Here is a 16958-nt window from a genome sequence, read left to right as displayed (position 1 = left end):
ATTTAAAACAAAAATACAATATTAATTAGCATTTTGAATTTACTGTTTTGTATAGCGCGAGTTGTAGCCAACAACGCAACAGCTTGCGCTATGACAAACAAGCCAACACCAATTTATTTGCAGTAGGAATTATACCTATGACAACCACCTCAAAAGCTGACAAATCCGACCCACTCATCACCTTACGAGACCTTTCCAAAAGCTTTGGGGGGCATCGTGCATTACGCAATATTGATTTGACGCTAAACAAAGGTGAGGTGCACTGTTTAGCAGGCACCAATGGGTGTGGAAAAAGTACCCTGATCAAAACTATCAGCGGTGTGTACGCTCCTGATAATGGCAGTAAAATCGAGATTGATGGCAAAAGTTACCACCGGTTAACACCCGATAAAGCTCGTGAATTAGGCGTACAGGTTATCTATCAAGACTTATCGCTATTCCCTAACTTAACGGTGGCTGAAAATATCGCTTTTGAGCTGAACCTCAAAGGGTATTTTGGTTGGTTCCAAAAAAAGAAATTGCGCGAAAAAGCGTTAGAAATACTCAATGAACTCGCTTTTTCCATTAACCCAGATACGCCAGTTCAATTTTTACCCATTGCTCAGCGCCAACAAGTCGCTATCTGCCGTGCCTTAGTCGCGGATGCTCGCCTAGTAATTATGGATGAGCCAACGGCGTCCCTCACTCGAACCGAAGTAAATCAATTACTATCGACAGTGAACTACTTAAAAAACAAAGGGATCACCGTCGTTTTTGTCAGTCATCGACTTGAAGAAGTCAAGGAAATATCTGACCGCATTACGGTGATCCGTGATGGGCAAAAAATTGGCACATGGCCTGCTGAAGGCTTAACCACCCGCAAAATTACCGAACTCATGACCGGTTTAGACATCGTTCATGAACGCAAACCCCCAAACAATGCGGAAGATAGACGTACGGTTCTAGAAGTTAAAAACTTCAGCCGCTCAGGCCAATATCAAGATATTTCGTTGAGTTTAAAACGCGGTGAGGTATTAGGTTTATGTGGTTTGCTCGGTTCCGGCCGTACTGAACTAGCGCTCTCTTTATTTGGTATTACTCACCCCGATAATGGTGAGTTACGTATTGAAGGTAAACCCGTTAAGCTGAAGAACAATACCGAAGCGATTAAACACGGTATTGGCTATGTATCCGAAGACCGCCTAACGTTAGGTGCGATATTACAGCAATCTATCGCCGATAATATGGTCATTTCCATTCTTGATCGTTTAAAAACCCCATTGCATTTGATTGATGAAAAACAATGTCAAGACATTGTCCAAGAGTGGATTGCTGACTTAGATATTAAAGTAACTGACCCCAATAACCCCCTTTCCACGCTATCTGGCGGTAACCAACAAAAAGTGGTTCTTGCTAAATGGATTTTAACTCGCCCAAAAGTATTGATTTTAGACTCCCCAACTGTGGGTGTCGATATTGGTGCAAAAGACAGTATTTATAAATTAATTCACCGTTTATCTGGTGTGGGTATTTCAATTCTTCTAATTACCGATGAAGCCTCCGAAGCTTATTATAACTGCGACAGAATTTTACATATGAAACAAGGAACTATCGTCAAAGAAATCATGACAGATTCCATCAATGAGCAACAGTTGGAGGAAATCATCAATGGCTAATTGGCAAAAACTTCGACCACAATCAGTTGAAGGTTGGTTAATTTGGGTCATTATCATTATGGTGGTTTTCTTTACTGCTATGAGCCCACAATTTCTGACTATTCAAAACTTACTCGACCTAAGTGAAAGCTATGCAGTGACAGGTGTCTTTGCTTTAGGGTTATTTGTCGTCTTAGTCACTGGTGGGATAGATATTTCTTTTGCGGCCGTAGCTTCCGTCGTTCAATACGTCATAGCAACATGGTTATTACAAGGAATTATTGCTAGCCCAGCCCTGAGTATCACATTGGCGATTGTCATTGGTATCGCTTTTGGTTTAATCAATGCAATATTAATTTACTCCCTCAATGTGGTTTCCATCATTATCACCATCAGCATGCAATCATTGTTATTTGGCATGCTGATGTGGTTAACAAATGGCCATAGTATTTATGATTTACCCGATTGGTGGGTAGACCCTGTGACTATCTTGCCGTTCGAAGTCGATGGGGAATACTACCAAGTTGGCCTACCTCTTTTAGTGATGCTTGGTATTGCCTTCCTGACTTGGATTTTAATGAATAAAACCCATATTGGCCGCCAGTTATATGCGGTTGGGGGCAGCCAAGAGTCTGCGACTCGTATTGGTATTCGAGTTTCCGTCATTTATTTGTTCGCTTATGGCTATCTAGGTGCAATGGCAGCCATTGGTGGCATGCTGCAAACTTACCGAATGAGTGAAGTGGTACCCAGTGCCCTCGTAGGAGGAGAACTCGATGTACTTGCTGCGGCGGTGTTAGGAGGGGCAAGTTTGTCGGGGGGACGCGGTACGGTGATCGGTACGCTCATGGGGGTTTTCCTGATCGGTATCTTAAAGAATGGCCTCAACTTGATTGGCGTCTCTAACTATTTCGTCAATATCGTCATCGGCATGGTTATCCTCATTGCGATTTGTATTACTCACTACAAAAAACGCAAAGAGACGGACGTAGGTTTTGTTTAACAGGAATATCACCATGAAAAAACACGCTTTTTTTAAAATTGATGGCTCTGTTATCGGACTGCTTTCAATCTTCTTATTGGCGATTGCTGCATTCAGCATCGCTATGCCGGGGCATTTTTTTACGCAAAATACTTTTTTAAGTATTACCTTCCAATTACCTGAGCTAGGTTTACTCACTTTTGCCATGTTTGTCCCGATGTTAAGCGGTGGTTTAAACCTTGCGATTATCAGCACCGCTAACTTAACGGGCTTATTTATGGCGTGGGTCTTTATTAATTACCTACCCGTGGAGGCAGGAACTGGTACGCAATTAATGTGGTTATTATTGGCATTAGTCGGTGCAACGGTCATCGCGGTAATTATTGGCACACTCACAGGGCTAATGATTTCCCATATCGGTGCCCACCCAATTCTAGTCACACTTGGTACGATGACCATTATCAGTGGTATTGGGGTTTACCTTACTAAAGGTGCCGCACTCAGCGGTATGCCACCGATTGTACGTGCTATTGGTGCTGACACTGTATTTGGTGTCCCTATTGCTATGATTATCTTTATTGTCACCGCTATCTTGTTAGCCCTATTTTTAGGTTGTACACGCTTAGGGAAAAATATTTACATGAGTGGCAGTAATATCAATGCCACATGGTTCAGCGGTATTCGTACAGACCGCGTAATGATCGCCATCTATACCATTTCTAGCCTTCTGTGCGTACTTGCAGGCCTCATTATGATGGCACGCTTTAACTCTGCACGTATGGGCTATGGTGACTCTTATTTATTACTCACCATCCTTGCCATTGTATTAGGTGGGACTAACCCATTTGGCGGAGTTGGGAAAGTTAGCCGTGTATTCTGCGCTTTATTAGTTTTACAAGTCATCGCAACGGGTTTAAGCCTACTGGGAGTCAGCCTGCACTTTAACCTTGCGGTTTGGGGGATCACCCTAATTTTGGCACTGGCGTTCAAATTCTTCAAAGAAAGATGGAGTGCTAAACGAGCCATGACCCGCAACCAGCGCCTTAATAAAACATCACCACAAAGTTAAATTTTTCAGGGAGAACACCATGCGCAAGCATCCAATTGGAATTTATGAAAAAGCATTACCTAAAGATAGCAGTTGGTTAGAGAAATTAGCGTTAGCTAAAGCCGCTGGATTTGATTTTGTTGAAATGTCAGTGGATGAAACCGACGAACGCCTTGCACGCTTGGACTGGAACCAAGCTGAGCGCCTAGACATTGTCAAAGCCATCCAGCAAACTGGCGTGCGTATTCCAACAATGTGTTTATCTGGTCACCGCCGTTTCCCTTTCGGTAGCCACGATGAAGCAACTCGCATGATGGCTTATTCCTTGATGGAAAAAGCCATCAAATTAGCGCAAGACCTTGGGATCCGGACTATCCAACTTGCAGGTTACGATGTCTATTATGAAGAGCAAGATGCACAGACCATTGCCCATTTTGAAAAAGGGATGCAATGGGTCAGTGAAGTTGCCGCAGCGGCTCAGGTAATGTGTGCCGTAGAGATCATGGATACGCCATTTATGAATTCCATCACTAAGTGGCAAGCCCTATCTGACAAAATTCGCTCTCCATGGTTTTCTGTTTACCCTGACGTGGGTAACTTGACCGCATGGGGGAATAATGTCGAACAGGAATTCACACAAGGTATTGAGCACGTCACGGCTATTCACTTGAAAGATACCTACGCAGTAACAGAAACCTGCCAAGGCCAATTCCGTGATGTCCCTTTTGGGGAAGGTTGTGTCGATTTTGTGAATTTATTCAAACTATTAAAGCGTTTAAATTATCGCGGTACCTTTTTGATTGAAATGTGGACAGAAAAAGCAGAAGAACCATTGATTGAAATCATTAAGGCTCGCCATTGGATAGAAGATAAAATGCAACAAGCTGGTTGGTACAACGCTTAAAGGAGCCCACAATGAATGCATTTTTTATGGGTGTCGACCTTGGTGGTACTGTTATTAAAGCGGGAGTCTACACACCTGAAGGCCAAGAAATTGTTGTTGCAGAGCACCCTTTCCCCACTGAGAGCCCTGAAGCAGGGTTTAGTGAACGAAATATGGATGTGCTATGGGAAGCAGCCTGTAGCGTGATCCGCGAAGCGATTAAAAATAGCCGCTTGAATGCTTCACAAATTTCGGGCGTTAGCTTTTCTTCGCACGGTAAGGGCCTCTATTTACTCGATAAACACGGCAAACCCGTTAGAAATGGGATTGTATCTTCGGATTCCCGCGCTCAGGCCATTGTTGATGAATGGCATAAAAATGGCACGGCAGACAAAGCCTATCCGCTGAGTTTACAGCAGCTCTGGGCTTCTCACCCTGTCGCATTACTACGCTGGTTAAAAGAAAACGAACCCGATAACTACCGGAGTACAGGTCATGTTTTAATGGTACATGACTATATTCGCTATCGCCTTACTGACCAAATTGCCTGTGAAGAAACTAATATTTCAGGTAGCCAGTTATTTAACCAAACTAAATCAAGTTACGACCCTAGCTTATGCAAACTATTTGGTATTGACGAGGTCAATGACAAATTAGCACCAGTGATCAATTCAGCCCAACTTGCGGGGACTGTAACGCATAAAGCAGCAGCAGAATGTGGCCTGACAGAAGGGACGCCTGTCTTTGGTGGTTTCTTCGATGTTGTCGGTGCAGCCTTGGCTTCGGGCGTCAATCAAAAAGATAAACTGAGTGCAGTTGCTGGGACATGGACAATCTCCACCCGTGTTTTTGATGAAATTATCCCATCAGATTACCCGTATGTTTGGAGCAAATACTGTATTCCAGGTACTTATTTTGTCCATGAAGGAAGCCCAACGTCAGCCAGTAACCTCGCATGGTTTACGCGCCATTTCTTCAATCAACGCTTACAGGACTATGAGGTACTTAACCATTGCGTAGCCGAAGGGGCAACAAGGCAAAATGATATCCTATTTTTCCCTTGGCTATATGGCTCTAATTACCATAGTAACCTGCATGGCGGCCTATTAGGTTTAAGTTCTCACCATACAGATGCAGATATTGTTTACGCGATTTACCAAGGTATTGTGTTCTCTCACTTGCTGCATCAAGACCGCATTGTTGGGCTCGATAATACCACTGAGTCCATTCGCTTTACGGGTGGCCCAACCCACTCCCCATTGTGGATGCAAATGTTCTGTGATGCGAGTAATTTACCGTTAGATGTCGTCAACATACAACAGTCTGGCTGCCAAGCGGCAGCGCTGTGTGCTGCCGTTGGAACAGGTTATTATTCCGGCTTCGATGTCGCCATTTCAGCCAGTACAGCGAAAATGACAACTTACCAACCCAATGCCGTTGGGCATCAGCAATTACGCGATAAATTTGCTCGTTTTAAATCCGTGGCGGATGCTCTGAGCCGCTAATTAAGGTTTTATATCGATAAAAAGGCAGTGCTGACATTAGGCCCTGTCTTTTTTGTTTAGTTAATCCGCAATAATTTTTGTATTAACGGTTACAGGGGAAAGTACTGTGTCCTGCGGTAAGCTATCGTATTTTACAAATTCATCTCGTGGAAAAACAAATACATCAATATCTTTTTCTGGTGTGATGGTATCCGCTACAATGCTTTTATCTGGGGATGTCAGGTTAGTTTCAACCCCTAACCAAGACGCGAAGTAATCAAATAAATTCCATTCACTCAAGGTCTCATCACGGAACTCACGTTGAGTATCATCAGAGTTCATAACCACTAATGGAATTTGATACGCTCCTTTGACTAATTGGCCATGGCGCAAATACAAGTTCCCTTCTTTAATGAATCCGTTATATTCCGCCTCTAGAGCAGCCACGTGTTGCTTATTCGCTTTCACCAAACCTTGCCCATGGTCGGCAAAATAAAGAATGGAGAAAGGATGTTCGCCATTTTTATTATTTTCTTGCAAGGTTTTATAAATATCGCCAATAAAATCATCGCTCAGTTTGATGGCAGAAACATAACAATTCACCAAACTTCCCCAGCCTGTATCGAATTGTTCTGGATTAATGTTGTAGTTATTTTTAACTAGCTCGCAAGCTCCTTTTGGCCAGCCGTCATGGTGAGGTCCCCACATATGGACAAAAATGACTTTTTCTTTATCTGAAGGGTTATTTAATGCAGCTTTAAATGCAGGTAACATTTTAAAATCATTGGTCAGCTTATTTACGCTATCATCAACGACAAATTTTTCTTGAACAAATAGGTTATCAAACCCTGTTTTATTGTCTCTTACAGGTAAAAAATAGTCAGCTTTTAAGAAATAGTTAGTAAACCCTATCTCATCATCCCCAAAACTACCGTTGTTACCAATATAATAAGTTTCATAGCCCGCTTTATTGGCTAAATCGACAATCGAATTATTATTGTAGTAAGGCTTTTCATGATGCTCTGTAATGGTATTTAAATCATTCTTCGCTAAAGCGCGGGTTAATGTGGGCACCGTATTGGACGCTGCACTGATAAAGTTGTTAAAGAAACGTCCATTCACGGAAGATAAAAATGGCGTATTTTCCAATGGGTAGCCATACGTATTCATGTAATTTTTATTGGTACTTTCGCCAATAATCACCACTTTGATTTTATATTTAGGGTCATTTTTTTTGGTGATCTGAATATCGCTAGCCGTTTCCACCCCAAAACATAAGTCCGCATTGGTTTTTGCGCCTTGTATTAATTCTGGAGTACAGGCTTTCTTATACACACCTGTGTTTTCACTGTTATTCGCTTGAGCCAACGAAACGCTGGCTAACAAAAGTGCACTATAAAGTGCAGTCATTTTAATTACTTTCATGTTCAGAACCTCATCTTCATAACTTATTATTTTTTGAGTTGCTGTGGTGTAGTCAGGGCAGAGCTTGTGAAATCAGTTAATAATTGAACTGAAATTTCACTCAAATATTAATATATTGAAATAATATTTCATTGAAAGACTATAAATAAGAAATTGGGATACAGATAACAATAATAAAACACGAGAATTCACACAGTTATCTCATACTTCCCTATAATTTCTTATCCGTGAAAAATAAATGTATTTAAAAACAAAGTGTTATATCAATATATTTTCATCAGATACAGCTTAAAAAACGTTACATCCTTTACATAATGAACTGTGATAGGGATCAGTTATTAAGCATTCATCGGAGTTTGATTAGTGATGTGGCTCTTATTTTTATCTTTCATTGCTAGAAAACAAAATGGAACCGGTTCCATAATGATTTATTCTCAGAAAGACTAAAACCATTACCTAAAATAAGGCAGAGGAAAATCATGAGCAAAGATATTATTGTTGTCACTGCTGCCTATAGCACACAGGCAGTAAAACAGCTGGGTGGGCAGCAAGCTTTGCTGAATATTATTCAAGGGGCTAGCGCTGATGGCGTAGAGATCCGCCAAGAGCTTTTGCTGCCTAATGATAGGCTAGCTGACATTAGCAATCAGCTGAAATCAAGGCAATTAACCGCTGTCTATTCCGTTCCTGATACCCTATTTCAGCAACGTGAACCTATCATAATCAGCAAATTACAAGGTTATTTCGACGAAGCCAAACAACTTAATGCACGTTTCTTAAAACTGTCACTCGGTGAACCACCTGAAAATTATGACTTGTCTGAAGTCATTAACGTTATCAATCGATATACAACACAACTCGTGATTGAGAATGACCAGACGGAAGCAGGTGGTCATATTGCCCCATTAGAGCGCTTTTTTAGGGGTGTTGCAGCACAAAACATCCCCATTAAGATGGCTTTCGATATGGCCAACTGGTACTGGCAACACGAAGATCCTCTCAAAGCCGCCCACATATTTACTAAGCAAGTGGCCTATATTCACGTCAAGGCCTGTCAGTTACGTACTGATAAGCATGTGGCGGTCGCCCTTGATGACAGTGATGGTTCATGGGAAGAAGTGCTACAGATTTTGCCTAATAATGTACCACGTGGCATTGAGTTTCCACTAGAAGGTCACGATTTACGTGCCATTACTGAACACTATGTTTCGCTATTAAAAGGGGTTTAATATCATGAAAAATCAATTAGATGTGGTGACCCTTGGTGAAGCTATGATGATGTTTGTGGCAACACAAACAGGGACATTGCACGAGGTAGAAAGTTTTATTCGTCGTGCGGCAGGAGCAGAGCTAAACGTAGCCATCGGCCTCGCTCGTCTTGGTTTAAAAAGTGGTTGGATTAGCCGTCTTGGTAATGACTCCTTCGGTCGCTTTATTCAATCGACTTTACATAAAGAATTGGTGGATACTCAATGTGTTACTATTGATGCAAATTACCCAACTGGTTTTCAGTTAAAATCTAAAGCTCAAAATGGAACCGATCCCATCGTGGAATATTTCCGTAAGGGGTCAGCAGCAAGTCATTTAGACCTAACTGATTTTAATGAAGACTATTTTCTATCTGCTCGCCATTTACATTTAAGCGGAGTCGCTGCTGCGCTTTCTACCACCAGCTATCAACTGTCACTATACGCAGCAAAGTGGATGCGAAATGCAGGGAAAAGCCTATCATTTGATCCAAATTTACGCCCTTCACTCTGGCAAAATGAACAACAGATGGTCACCCAGCTAAACCAATTAGCATTCCAAGCAAACTGGGTATTACCCGGTTTAAAAGAAGGCAAGATTTTAACTGGTTTCGATAAACCTGAAGCCATTGCTGACTTTTATCTCGCCCATGGTGTCGATGCTGTGATCATTAAAACAGGTGAACAAGGGGCTTACTATAAAACAGCAACTAATCAACAAGGGGTTGTCGATGCAGTAGTTGTCAAAAATGTGGTTGATACCGTCGGCGCAGGTGATGGCTTCGCGGTCGGGGTGATCAGCGCATTATTAGAAGGGCAATCCCTCCCTCAAGCCATTAAACGAGGTAATTTTATTGGTGCTAGGGCTATCCAAGTCATTGGTGATAGCGAAGGCTTGCCTACTAAGGTGCAATTACAGCAAGAAATGGCTTTATTATCCTCACCTACCGTCAACGCGGCATGCTAAGAAGGAATATATTATGACAATCAATACTCCGGCAATGTCACGTTGGTGGCGCATTATGCCAATCGTGTTTATCACATACAGCCTTGCTTACTTAGATAGAGCCAACTATAGCTTTGCCGCTGCCGCAGGGATCAACGCAGATTTAGGTATTTCCAAAGGGATGTCATCCCTGTTGGGCTCGTTGTTTTTCTTAGGGTACTTTTTCTTCCAAATCCCTGGGGCTATCTATGCCGAAAAACGTAGCGTTCGCAAACTGGTTTTTGCCTGTATTTTCTTATGGGGAATATTCGCTAGCTTGACGGGAATGGTAAGCAATATTCCCATGTTAGTGATTATTCGTTTCAGCTTAGGAGTAGTTGAAGCCGCAGTCATGCCCGCAATGCTGATCTACATCAGTAACTGGTTCACTCAACCAGAGCGTTCACGTGCGAATACTTTCTTAATTTTAGGTAACCCGGTGACCGTCCTATGGATGTCTGTACTATCAGGCTACCTAATTCAAGCATTTGGTTGGCGCGAAATGTTTATCATTGAAGGCGTTCCCGCTGTGTTATGGGCTTTCTTCTGGTGGAAAACTGCACGTGATAAACCTAACCAAGTAAACTGGTTAAGCCAACAAGAAAAAGATACCCTTGATAAAATTCTTAGTGACGAACAGAAAAATATCAAACCTATACGTAATTATCGTGAAGCGTTTAAATCACGTAATGTAGTTTTACTGTGTGCACAGTATTTCTGCTGGAGTATCGGGGTATATGGCTTTGTGCTGTGGTTACCGTCAATTATTCGTGGTGCATCAAATCTCGGTATGGTTGAGACAGGTTGGCTTTCTGCAGTCCCTTACCTTGCTGCGACATTAGCGATGGTGTTGGTATCTTGGGCATCGGATAAAATGCATAATCGTAAACTGTTTGTTTGGCCAATGCTTCTGTTAGGTGCTATTTGTTTCCTTGGTTCATACCTGTTAGGTAGTACAAATTTCTGGTTATCCTATATGTTATTGGTGATAGCCGGCGCCGCGATGTATGCACCTTATGGGCCATTCTTCGCCATCATCCCTGAGATGCTCCCCAAAAACGTTGCGGGAGGTGCAATGGCATTAATCAACAGTATGGGTGCACTAGGTTCGTTCTTTGGGTCATGGTTTGTAGGCTATTTAAATGGTGTAACAGGTAGCCCGAGTGCATCCTATATGTTTATGGGGCTCGCATTGTTAGCTTCTGTTTTCTTTACCTTAATTGTCAAACCTAATCAAGAACAAGACGGCACTACTGCCCTCGCTAAACACGCATAATGGGGAACATAATGAAAAAAAATATTATTTTGTATAAAACGATCCCTGCGGATCAACTTGGGCGCTTACAACAGCAATTCAACGTCACTCAATTTGATAGCATTACAGCAGACAATATCGCCAGTTTTAGGCAAGCCCTTGCAACGGCCAACGGTATTATCGGAGCCAGCTACCCCATCACTGCGAGCGACCTTGCTCTCGCCCCTTATTTAACGGTAGCTTCCACCATTTCTGTGGGTATCGATCAATTTGATCTGGAGGCAATGAACGCAAGAAAAATTGCATTGATGCACACTCCGAATGTCTTAACCGAAACTACCGCAGATACCATTTTTACCTTAGTGCTATGCAGCGCTCGTCGCATTATTGAAATGGCTGAAATGGTTAAAAATGGCCAGTGGACGAAAAGTATTGGCGAAAATGTGTACGGTAGCAATGTGAGTGGTAAAACGATTGGTATTTTAGGTATGGGCCGAATTGGTTATGCCGTAGCAACACGAGCCTATGCTGGTTTTGGGATGTCTGTTCTCTATTACAGCAACCATTCGCATTCTAAAGCGGAAAACCTGCTCAAGGCTCGTCGCTGTGATTTAGATACCATACTTGCTGAGTCTGACTTTGTTTGTGTCGTGCTGCCCTTAGTGCCATCAACAGAAAAACTAATTGGCAAAAATGAACTCGAAAAAATGAAACCCAGTGCATTTTTGATTAATGGGTCCAGAGGAAAAATTATCGATGAGGCAGCGTTGATTGATGCACTAGAAAACCACGTGATCCGCGGTGCAGGTTTAGATGTCTTTGAAGTAGAGCCTTTACCCGTAGACTCTAAGTTACTTAAATTACCGAATGTGGTCGCCTTGCCGCATATCGGCTCTGCCACCCATGAGACTCGCTATGCTATGGTGGAATGCGCCGTCGATAATTTAATTGCAGGTCTTAATGGCGATTTTAGCCAAAACTGCGCTAATTTAAATGCCATACAGCCCTAATAGCTTTCTACAGTGTAGTTGAATTTCGAATAATCAACTCACCATGAAACAAATGCTGAGTTGGTTCTTTTTCTGGGTTTTCGAGTTTTTCAAGTAAACATGTAACTGCTTTATGCCCCATTTCGGCAGTGGGTTGTGAAACCGACGTCACCCCCTGCCCAGCAAATGCAGCCCATTCAAGGTTATCAAAACTTAAAAAACCGATATCTGCCCCCCAGCGCAACCCTTGCTGATTCATCGCATAAGCTAACTGTAAAGTTAAAACCCCATTAGCTGCCACAATGGCTTTACGCATTCCTCGGTGAGAAATACAAAACTCAGCAACAATCGATGCTAATTTTTCAGGGTTTGGTAACGTGACTTCATGGAACTCACTCTTGATTTGCGGGTTATCCTGTGACAGCGCTTGAAAGGTTTGTAAGCGTTCTTGGCGAGCGCTGTTATACACGATGGGTTCAGTGACAAAGCAAATCGCTTCAAAGCCTTGCTCAAGTAAATGATTGAAAGCCATTTGAGCCGAAGCAGGATTGTCTAACCCCACCATATCGCAGGGAAAGTTATCAATTTTTCTATCTAATAAAACAAAAGGCAACGTGGTTTGTTTAAGAACATCAATGAATTGTTCATTAACACCCGCTGAATTAATGATTAGCCCATCGACACGGTAACCTTTAAGTAACTGAATAAATTGGCATTCACGCTCAATGCTATTATCCGCATTACAGACAACTGTCATAAAGCCTTGCTTGATGGACTCAGCTTCAACCCCTTTCAATACTTCCACAGAAAACGGGTTGCCGATATCCGCAATAATCAAACCAATTAACCCCGTGCGACCATGTTTTAAGCTCCGCGCCATTTGATTAGGCCGATAATTTAATTCACGAATCGCCGTTTCAATACGTTGACGAAGGTTATCGGAAAGCAAATGAAATTCACCATTCAAATAACGTGAGATGCTGGTTTTCCCTGCCTGAGCTTTGGCAGCCACATCTTTGATCGTTGCAACTTTTGGTGTTTTCGGAACCATAACCCAGTGTTTACCCATCTCGAAGAAATAATTGTTGCTGTTATCTTACCGGAAAAAAGGCTATTTTACTTGCAATATTCAGCTAACCTGCTGTTTTAACCACTGAATAAAAATATCCGCTTTTGGGTGCCGCTTATCATTAAGCATCGCAAAGTAATACCGCTGTTGGCAGGTTAATGGCGTATCGCCAAAAGGCATCACGAGCTCACGGCTTTTAATCCGCTTTTCCACCAGCTGCTTGCGCCCCATTGCTACACCTGCGTGGTTCATTGCGGCTACAATAGCTAAGTCTGAACGGTCAAAACACAGGTTTCGGCGGTGGGGAAACAAGGGTAGCTGATAGTATTCGCTCCATGCTTTCCACTCATCATAGTCGGAATTGCTGCTCCATGCTTGCCGGTCATGCAGTAACGTACAGTTTTTTAGTTGATGAATATTATTCAGCAAATCATATTGCTGGGCATATTTCGGACTACACACTGGAACCATCGACTCTGACATCAGGTCTTCACAATAGAGATTAGACCTTATCATATCATCATAATAAATTGCCACATCAATACCATAGCCGCGAAAATTAACATCATCGTTCCCTGTTAATAAATTTAATTGAATCGATGGGTATTGATTAGCAAAATCTGCAATTTTCGGGATCAGCCAGCACTGGGCAATCGATGGGCGTGAGTAAACCGTTAATTCCCCAGAAATTTCTTGGTTTTTGATATCAATAATTTCTTGGTTAATATCATCCAGATTTTTACGTAACGCCCAATAAATACGCTCACCATCGGAAGTTAACTCAATACGCCGATGAAAACGCTCAAATAATTTAAAACCCAGTTCCCCCTCTAAGGTATTAATACGATGACTTACCGCACTGGGTGTGAGGGAAAGCTCCTGCGCCGCTAGGGCAAAAGAGCTATGTCGCGCCGCAGCTTCAAAGGTATGTAGGCGGGATAATTGATAGCTCGATAACCGCTTATTCCATTGAATAAAACCGGATTGTTCAAATTGATTCAAATTCGATGACACCAACCTCTTCCCCCCTTATTTGAGAAATGACCCAGCTCGTCGCTATCAACAATATAGCGCCTTTAAGGTGAATTTATATGATGCAAATCCTAATATTGGTATTTTATATGACCCATATCACGCACTTGAGTTAATTGAACTCATCTAAAGCTTAGGTTTCATCGTTTGTCACCCTTGCATATTTATTATCCAATAGAAGTACAACAACAAAATGATTAGGGGTAGGATATGGACTCTACAATGTGGATGCTCGGTACTCTGGTTATTAGTATCTTGCTGATCATAGTCTCAATTATTAAATTTAAGTTTCACCCTTTTTTAGCCCTGTTACTCGCCAGCTTTTTTGTCGGTATTGCAATGAAAATGAACCCGTTAGAGATGGTGAATGCTATCGAAAATGGGATTGGCGGTACACTCGGTTTTTTAGCCGCTATTATTGGACTAGGCACCATACTAGGGAAAATGATGGAGATTTCAGGTGCAGCAGAGCGCATCGGGATCACCCTACAGAAAAGCCGTTGGTTAACTCCAGACGTCACCATGGTACTAATTGGTTTAATCTGTGGTATCACTCTATTTGTTGAGGTGGGGGTTGTTTTGTTGATCCCACTGGCATTTTCCATCGCCAAAAAAACCAATACCTCTTTATTAAAACTGGCTATCCCGCTATGTACTGCGCTGATGGCCGTACACTGTATCGTTCCGCCACACCCTGCTGCACTATTTGTCACTAATGAACTTGGGGCAGATATTGGCACTGTGATTGTTGCGGGCTTAGCCGTTGGTTTAGTCGCCTCACTGGTCGGCGGGCCATTATTCCTAAAGTTCTTAGGTGAGCGCTTACCTTTTAAAACGGTACCAGAAGCCTTTTCTGACTTAGAAGTCCGTGAAGAAAAAGATTTACCCTCGCTAGGTGCCACTTTATTTACCGTTTTACTGCCAATTATTCTCATGTTGATCAAAACCGCAGCAGATTTGAACATGAGCAAAGACAATCAATTATTTACCCTTTTACAGTTTATTGGTAACCCAATCACTGCCATGTTTATTGCCGCATTTGTCGCTTATTACGTACTGGGCATTCGCCGTAATATGGGCATGAGCGTGCTACTCAGTAAAACGGAAGAAAGCTTTAGTTCCATCGCCAATATTTTATTAATCATTGGTGCGGGAGGGGCGTTTAATGGCATCTTAAAAGGAAGTGGGTTAAGCGATTCCCTTGCGCTGGTTCTTTCAGGCATTGATATGCACCCAATCCTATTGGCTTGGTTAGTGGCTATCATTCTACATGCTGCGGTAGGCTCTGCGACCGTTGCCATGATGGGCGCCACTGCAATTGTTGCCCCATTAATGCCAATGTACCCGCATATCAGCCCTGAGATCATGACATTAGCCATCGGCTCAGGCGCAATTGGCTGTACCATCGTGACGGACTCCTTGTTCTGGCTGGTCAAACAATATTGTAATGCCACCTTGGCTGAAACATTTCGTTTTTACAGTGTCGCCACACTTATCGCATCCCTCGTTGCGCTGGCAGGCACCTTTGCACTTTCATTTGTGATTTAAAAGAGAGTAATTATGACTCAGATAAATATTGATAAGTTAATTGCTGACACCCCTTTAGTTCAGGACTTAATCGATTTAAAGCAAGTTACTTGGTTTAACCCAAACTCAACCACCACACAAGCGGGTTTACCCTATGTGGGGTTGACCCTCGAGGATGTGCAAGACGCCGAGGCACGTTTAACACGTTTCGCCCCATATTTAATGAAAGCGTTTCCTGAAACGCAAACCACACAAGGGATCATAGAATCCGACGTGGTTGCTATTTCCAATATGCAAAGTGCTCTTGAAACACGTTATAAAACGCCAATTACTGGGGAAATGTTACTTAAAAAAGATAGCCACCTACCTATTTCGGGCTCAATAAAAGCGCGAGGCGGTATCTATGAAGTTTTGACCCATGCGGAAAAGCTCGCTTTAGAAGCCGGTTTATTATCAATTGATGATAATTATGAAATTCTATCCTCAGATAAGTTTCGACAATTCTTTAGCCAATATAGTATCGCCGTTGGCTCAACCGGCAATTTAGGCATGTCTATTGGCATTATGAGTGCAAAATTAGGCTTTAGTGTCAGTGTACATATGTCGGCGGATGCACGTCAGTGGAAAAAAGATAAGTTACGTTCTCACGGCGTAAATGTTGTTGAATATCAACAGGATTATAGCATTGCGGTCGAACAAGGCCGCAAAGAAGCTGAAAAAGACCCGCGCTGCTTCTTTATTGATGACGAAAACTCAACCACACTATTTTTAGGCTATGCGGTTGCAGGTTTACGTTTGAAAAAACAATTTTTAGAGCAAGGCATTATTGTTGATAACCAACACCCGCTGTTTGTTTATCTGCCTTGTGGTGTCGGCGGAGGCCCGGGTGGCGTTGCCTTTGGCTTGAAGTTAGCCTTTGGTGATGCGGTACATTGCTTATTTGCCGAACCCACACATTCACCTTGCATGTTGCTTGGCGTGCATACAGGGCTCCATGATGCCATTTCAGTACAAGAAATCGGCATTGATAACATCACGGCCGCTGATGGCCTTGCAGTGGGCCGCGCGTCAGGGTTTGTGGGGCGTGCAATGGAACGTTTAATTGATGGTTATTACACGATTGATGATACCGAGATGTACAACCTATTAAGCTTACTTAATCAAACGGAGTCGATTAAGCTCGAGCCTTCCGCACTAGCAGGTATGACCGGCAGTGTTCATGTCACCCAAAACACAGACTATTTACAGTCTAAGTCACTGACACCAGAAGTCATGGCCAATGCCACCCACCTTGTCTGGGCGACTGGTGGCGGTATGGTACCGCAAGATGAGATGGATAAATATTTATCGCAAGCCAAACTAAGCTAGTGATACATAGGATTAAAGCCATCTTCTTTT

General features: G+C 42.6%; 14 protein-coding genes. 11 read left to right on the top strand and 3 right to left on the bottom strand.

The window, feature by feature from the left end:
* The first annotated feature begins 137 nt into the window (after positions 1-137).
* From M1F14_RS06190 to M1F14_RS06170, 5 genes are read left to right on the top strand one after another with little or no spacing between them, the layout of a single operon-like run.
* The gene (locus M1F14_RS06190) at positions 138-1655 is read left to right on the top strand and encodes a sugar ABC transporter ATP-binding protein (protein WP_042845511.1); all 1518 of its coding nucleotides are present in this window, start codon (positions 138-140) and stop codon (positions 1653-1655) included.
* Positions 1648-2637: an ABC transporter permease gene (locus M1F14_RS06185; RefSeq protein WP_048605995.1), complete on the top strand. Its 990-nt coding sequence runs from the start codon at positions 1648-1650 to the stop codon at positions 2635-2637. Before M1F14_RS06190 ends, M1F14_RS06185 begins: the two co-directional genes overlap by 8 nt.
* 13 nt (positions 2638-2650) lie before the next feature.
* Positions 2651-3685, top strand: a complete 1035-nt coding sequence (locus M1F14_RS06180) for an ABC transporter permease (protein ID WP_042845514.1) — start codon at positions 2651-2653, stop codon at positions 3683-3685.
* Positions 3686-3704: 19 nt separating this feature from the next.
* On the top strand, positions 3705-4568 hold the full coding sequence (locus tag M1F14_RS06175; protein WP_042845516.1) for an L-ribulose-5-phosphate 3-epimerase: 864 nt from the start codon (positions 3705-3707) through the stop codon (positions 4566-4568).
* A gap of 11 nt (positions 4569-4579) precedes the next feature.
* Positions 4580-6052 carry an FGGY-family carbohydrate kinase gene (locus M1F14_RS06170; protein WP_042845518.1) on the top strand — a complete coding sequence of 491 codons (1473 nt, stop codon included), beginning with the start codon at positions 4580-4582 and terminating at the stop codon, positions 6050-6052.
* Positions 6053-6112: 60 nt separating this feature from the next.
* On the opposite strand, the gene M1F14_RS06165 is transcribed toward M1F14_RS06170, so the two are convergent.
* On the bottom strand, positions 6113-7456 hold the full coding sequence (locus M1F14_RS06165; protein WP_048605993.1) for a phosphoethanolamine transferase: 1344 nt from the start codon (positions 7454-7456) through the stop codon (positions 6113-6115).
* A gap of 479 nt (positions 7457-7935) precedes the next feature.
* Between M1F14_RS06165 and M1F14_RS06160 the strand changes: the two genes are divergently transcribed.
* The 4 genes from M1F14_RS06160 to M1F14_RS06145 are packed head-to-tail and all read left to right on the top strand — an operon-like array spanning position 7936 to position 11953.
* Complete coding sequence (locus tag M1F14_RS06160) at positions 7936-8685, top strand: sugar phosphate isomerase/epimerase (RefSeq protein ID WP_071548636.1); 750 nt, start codon at positions 7936-7938, stop codon at positions 8683-8685.
* Positions 8686-8689: 4 nt separating this feature from the next.
* Complete coding sequence (locus M1F14_RS06155; protein WP_071548637.1) at positions 8690-9670, top strand: sugar kinase; 981 nt, start codon at positions 8690-8692, stop codon at positions 9668-9670.
* A gap of 13 nt (positions 9671-9683) precedes the next feature.
* Positions 9684-10964: an MFS transporter gene (locus M1F14_RS06150; protein WP_042845524.1), complete on the top strand. Its 1281-nt coding sequence runs from the start codon at positions 9684-9686 to the stop codon at positions 10962-10964.
* Positions 10965-10975: 11 nt separating this feature from the next.
* Complete coding sequence (locus M1F14_RS06145) at positions 10976-11953, top strand: NAD(P)-dependent oxidoreductase (RefSeq protein ID WP_042845525.1); 978 nt, start codon at positions 10976-10978, stop codon at positions 11951-11953.
* A gap of 7 nt (positions 11954-11960) precedes the next feature.
* On the opposite strand, the gene M1F14_RS06140 is transcribed toward M1F14_RS06145, so the two are convergent.
* Positions 11961-12983 (bottom strand): LacI family DNA-binding transcriptional regulator, encoded by a 1023-nt coding sequence (locus M1F14_RS06140; protein WP_042845923.1) that lies wholly within the window; start codon positions 12981-12983, stop codon positions 11961-11963.
* A 78-nt stretch (positions 12984-13061) separates the two neighbouring features.
* Positions 13062-14015: a DNA-binding transcriptional regulator DsdC gene (gene dsdC / locus M1F14_RS06135; protein WP_181468780.1), complete on the bottom strand. Its 954-nt coding sequence runs from the start codon at positions 14013-14015 to the stop codon at positions 13062-13064.
* 228 nt (positions 14016-14243) lie between these two features.
* Between dsdC and dsdX the strand changes: the two genes are divergently transcribed.
* Positions 14244-15581 carry a D-serine transporter DsdX gene (gene dsdX / locus M1F14_RS06130; RefSeq protein WP_042845526.1) on the top strand — a complete coding sequence of 446 codons (1338 nt, stop codon included), beginning with the start codon at positions 14244-14246 and terminating at the stop codon, positions 15579-15581.
* A gap of 12 nt (positions 15582-15593) precedes the next feature.
* A complete protein-coding gene (locus tag M1F14_RS06125; RefSeq protein WP_181468781.1) occupies positions 15594-16928 on the top strand; it encodes a D-serine ammonia-lyase in 1335 nt (444 codons plus the stop codon).
* Positions 16929-16958 lie beyond the last annotated feature (30 nt).

It is taken from the genome of Providencia sp. PROV003, from assembly GCF_045040775.1.
In the GTDB taxonomy this organism is placed as follows: domain Bacteria; phylum Pseudomonadota; class Gammaproteobacteria; order Enterobacterales; family Enterobacteriaceae; genus Providencia; species Providencia huashanensis.
The sequence above is the reverse complement of the archived record's forward strand: the minus strand, read 5'-3'. Positions and strand labels throughout refer to the sequence as shown.

Excerpts from the sequence above, each read along its gene's own strand:
- M1F14_RS06190 (WP_042845511.1), top strand. The coding sequence starts at position 138 with ATGACAACCACCTCAAAAGCTGACAAATCCGACCCACTCATCACCTTA.
- M1F14_RS06185 (WP_048605995.1), top strand. The coding sequence starts at position 1,648 with ATGGCTAATTGGCAAAAACTTCGACCACAATCAGTTGAAGGTTGGTTA.
- M1F14_RS06180 (WP_042845514.1), top strand. The coding sequence starts at position 2,651 with ATGAAAAAACACGCTTTTTTTAAAATTGATGGCTCTGTTATCGGACTG.
- M1F14_RS06175 (WP_042845516.1), top strand. The coding sequence starts at position 3,705 with ATGCGCAAGCATCCAATTGGAATTTATGAAAAAGCATTACCTAAAGAT.
- M1F14_RS06170 (WP_042845518.1), top strand. The coding sequence starts at position 4,580 with ATGAATGCATTTTTTATGGGTGTCGACCTTGGTGGTACTGTTATTAAA.
- M1F14_RS06165 (WP_048605993.1), bottom strand. The coding sequence starts at position 7,456 with ATGAAAGTAATTAAAATGACTGCACTTTATAGTGCACTTTTGTTAGCC.
- M1F14_RS06160 (WP_071548636.1), top strand. The coding sequence starts at position 7,936 with ATGAGCAAAGATATTATTGTTGTCACTGCTGCCTATAGCACACAGGCA.
- M1F14_RS06155 (WP_071548637.1), top strand. The coding sequence starts at position 8,690 with ATGAAAAATCAATTAGATGTGGTGACCCTTGGTGAAGCTATGATGATG.
- M1F14_RS06150 (WP_042845524.1), top strand. The coding sequence starts at position 9,684 with ATGACAATCAATACTCCGGCAATGTCACGTTGGTGGCGCATTATGCCA.
- M1F14_RS06145 (WP_042845525.1), top strand. The coding sequence starts at position 10,976 with ATGAAAAAAAATATTATTTTGTATAAAACGATCCCTGCGGATCAACTT.
- M1F14_RS06140 (WP_042845923.1), bottom strand. The coding sequence starts at position 12,983 with ATGGTTCCGAAAACACCAAAAGTTGCAACGATCAAAGATGTGGCTGCC.
- dsdX (WP_042845526.1), top strand. The coding sequence starts at position 14,244 with ATGGACTCTACAATGTGGATGCTCGGTACTCTGGTTATTAGTATCTTG.
- M1F14_RS06125 (WP_181468781.1), top strand. The coding sequence starts at position 15,594 with ATGACTCAGATAAATATTGATAAGTTAATTGCTGACACCCCTTTAGTT.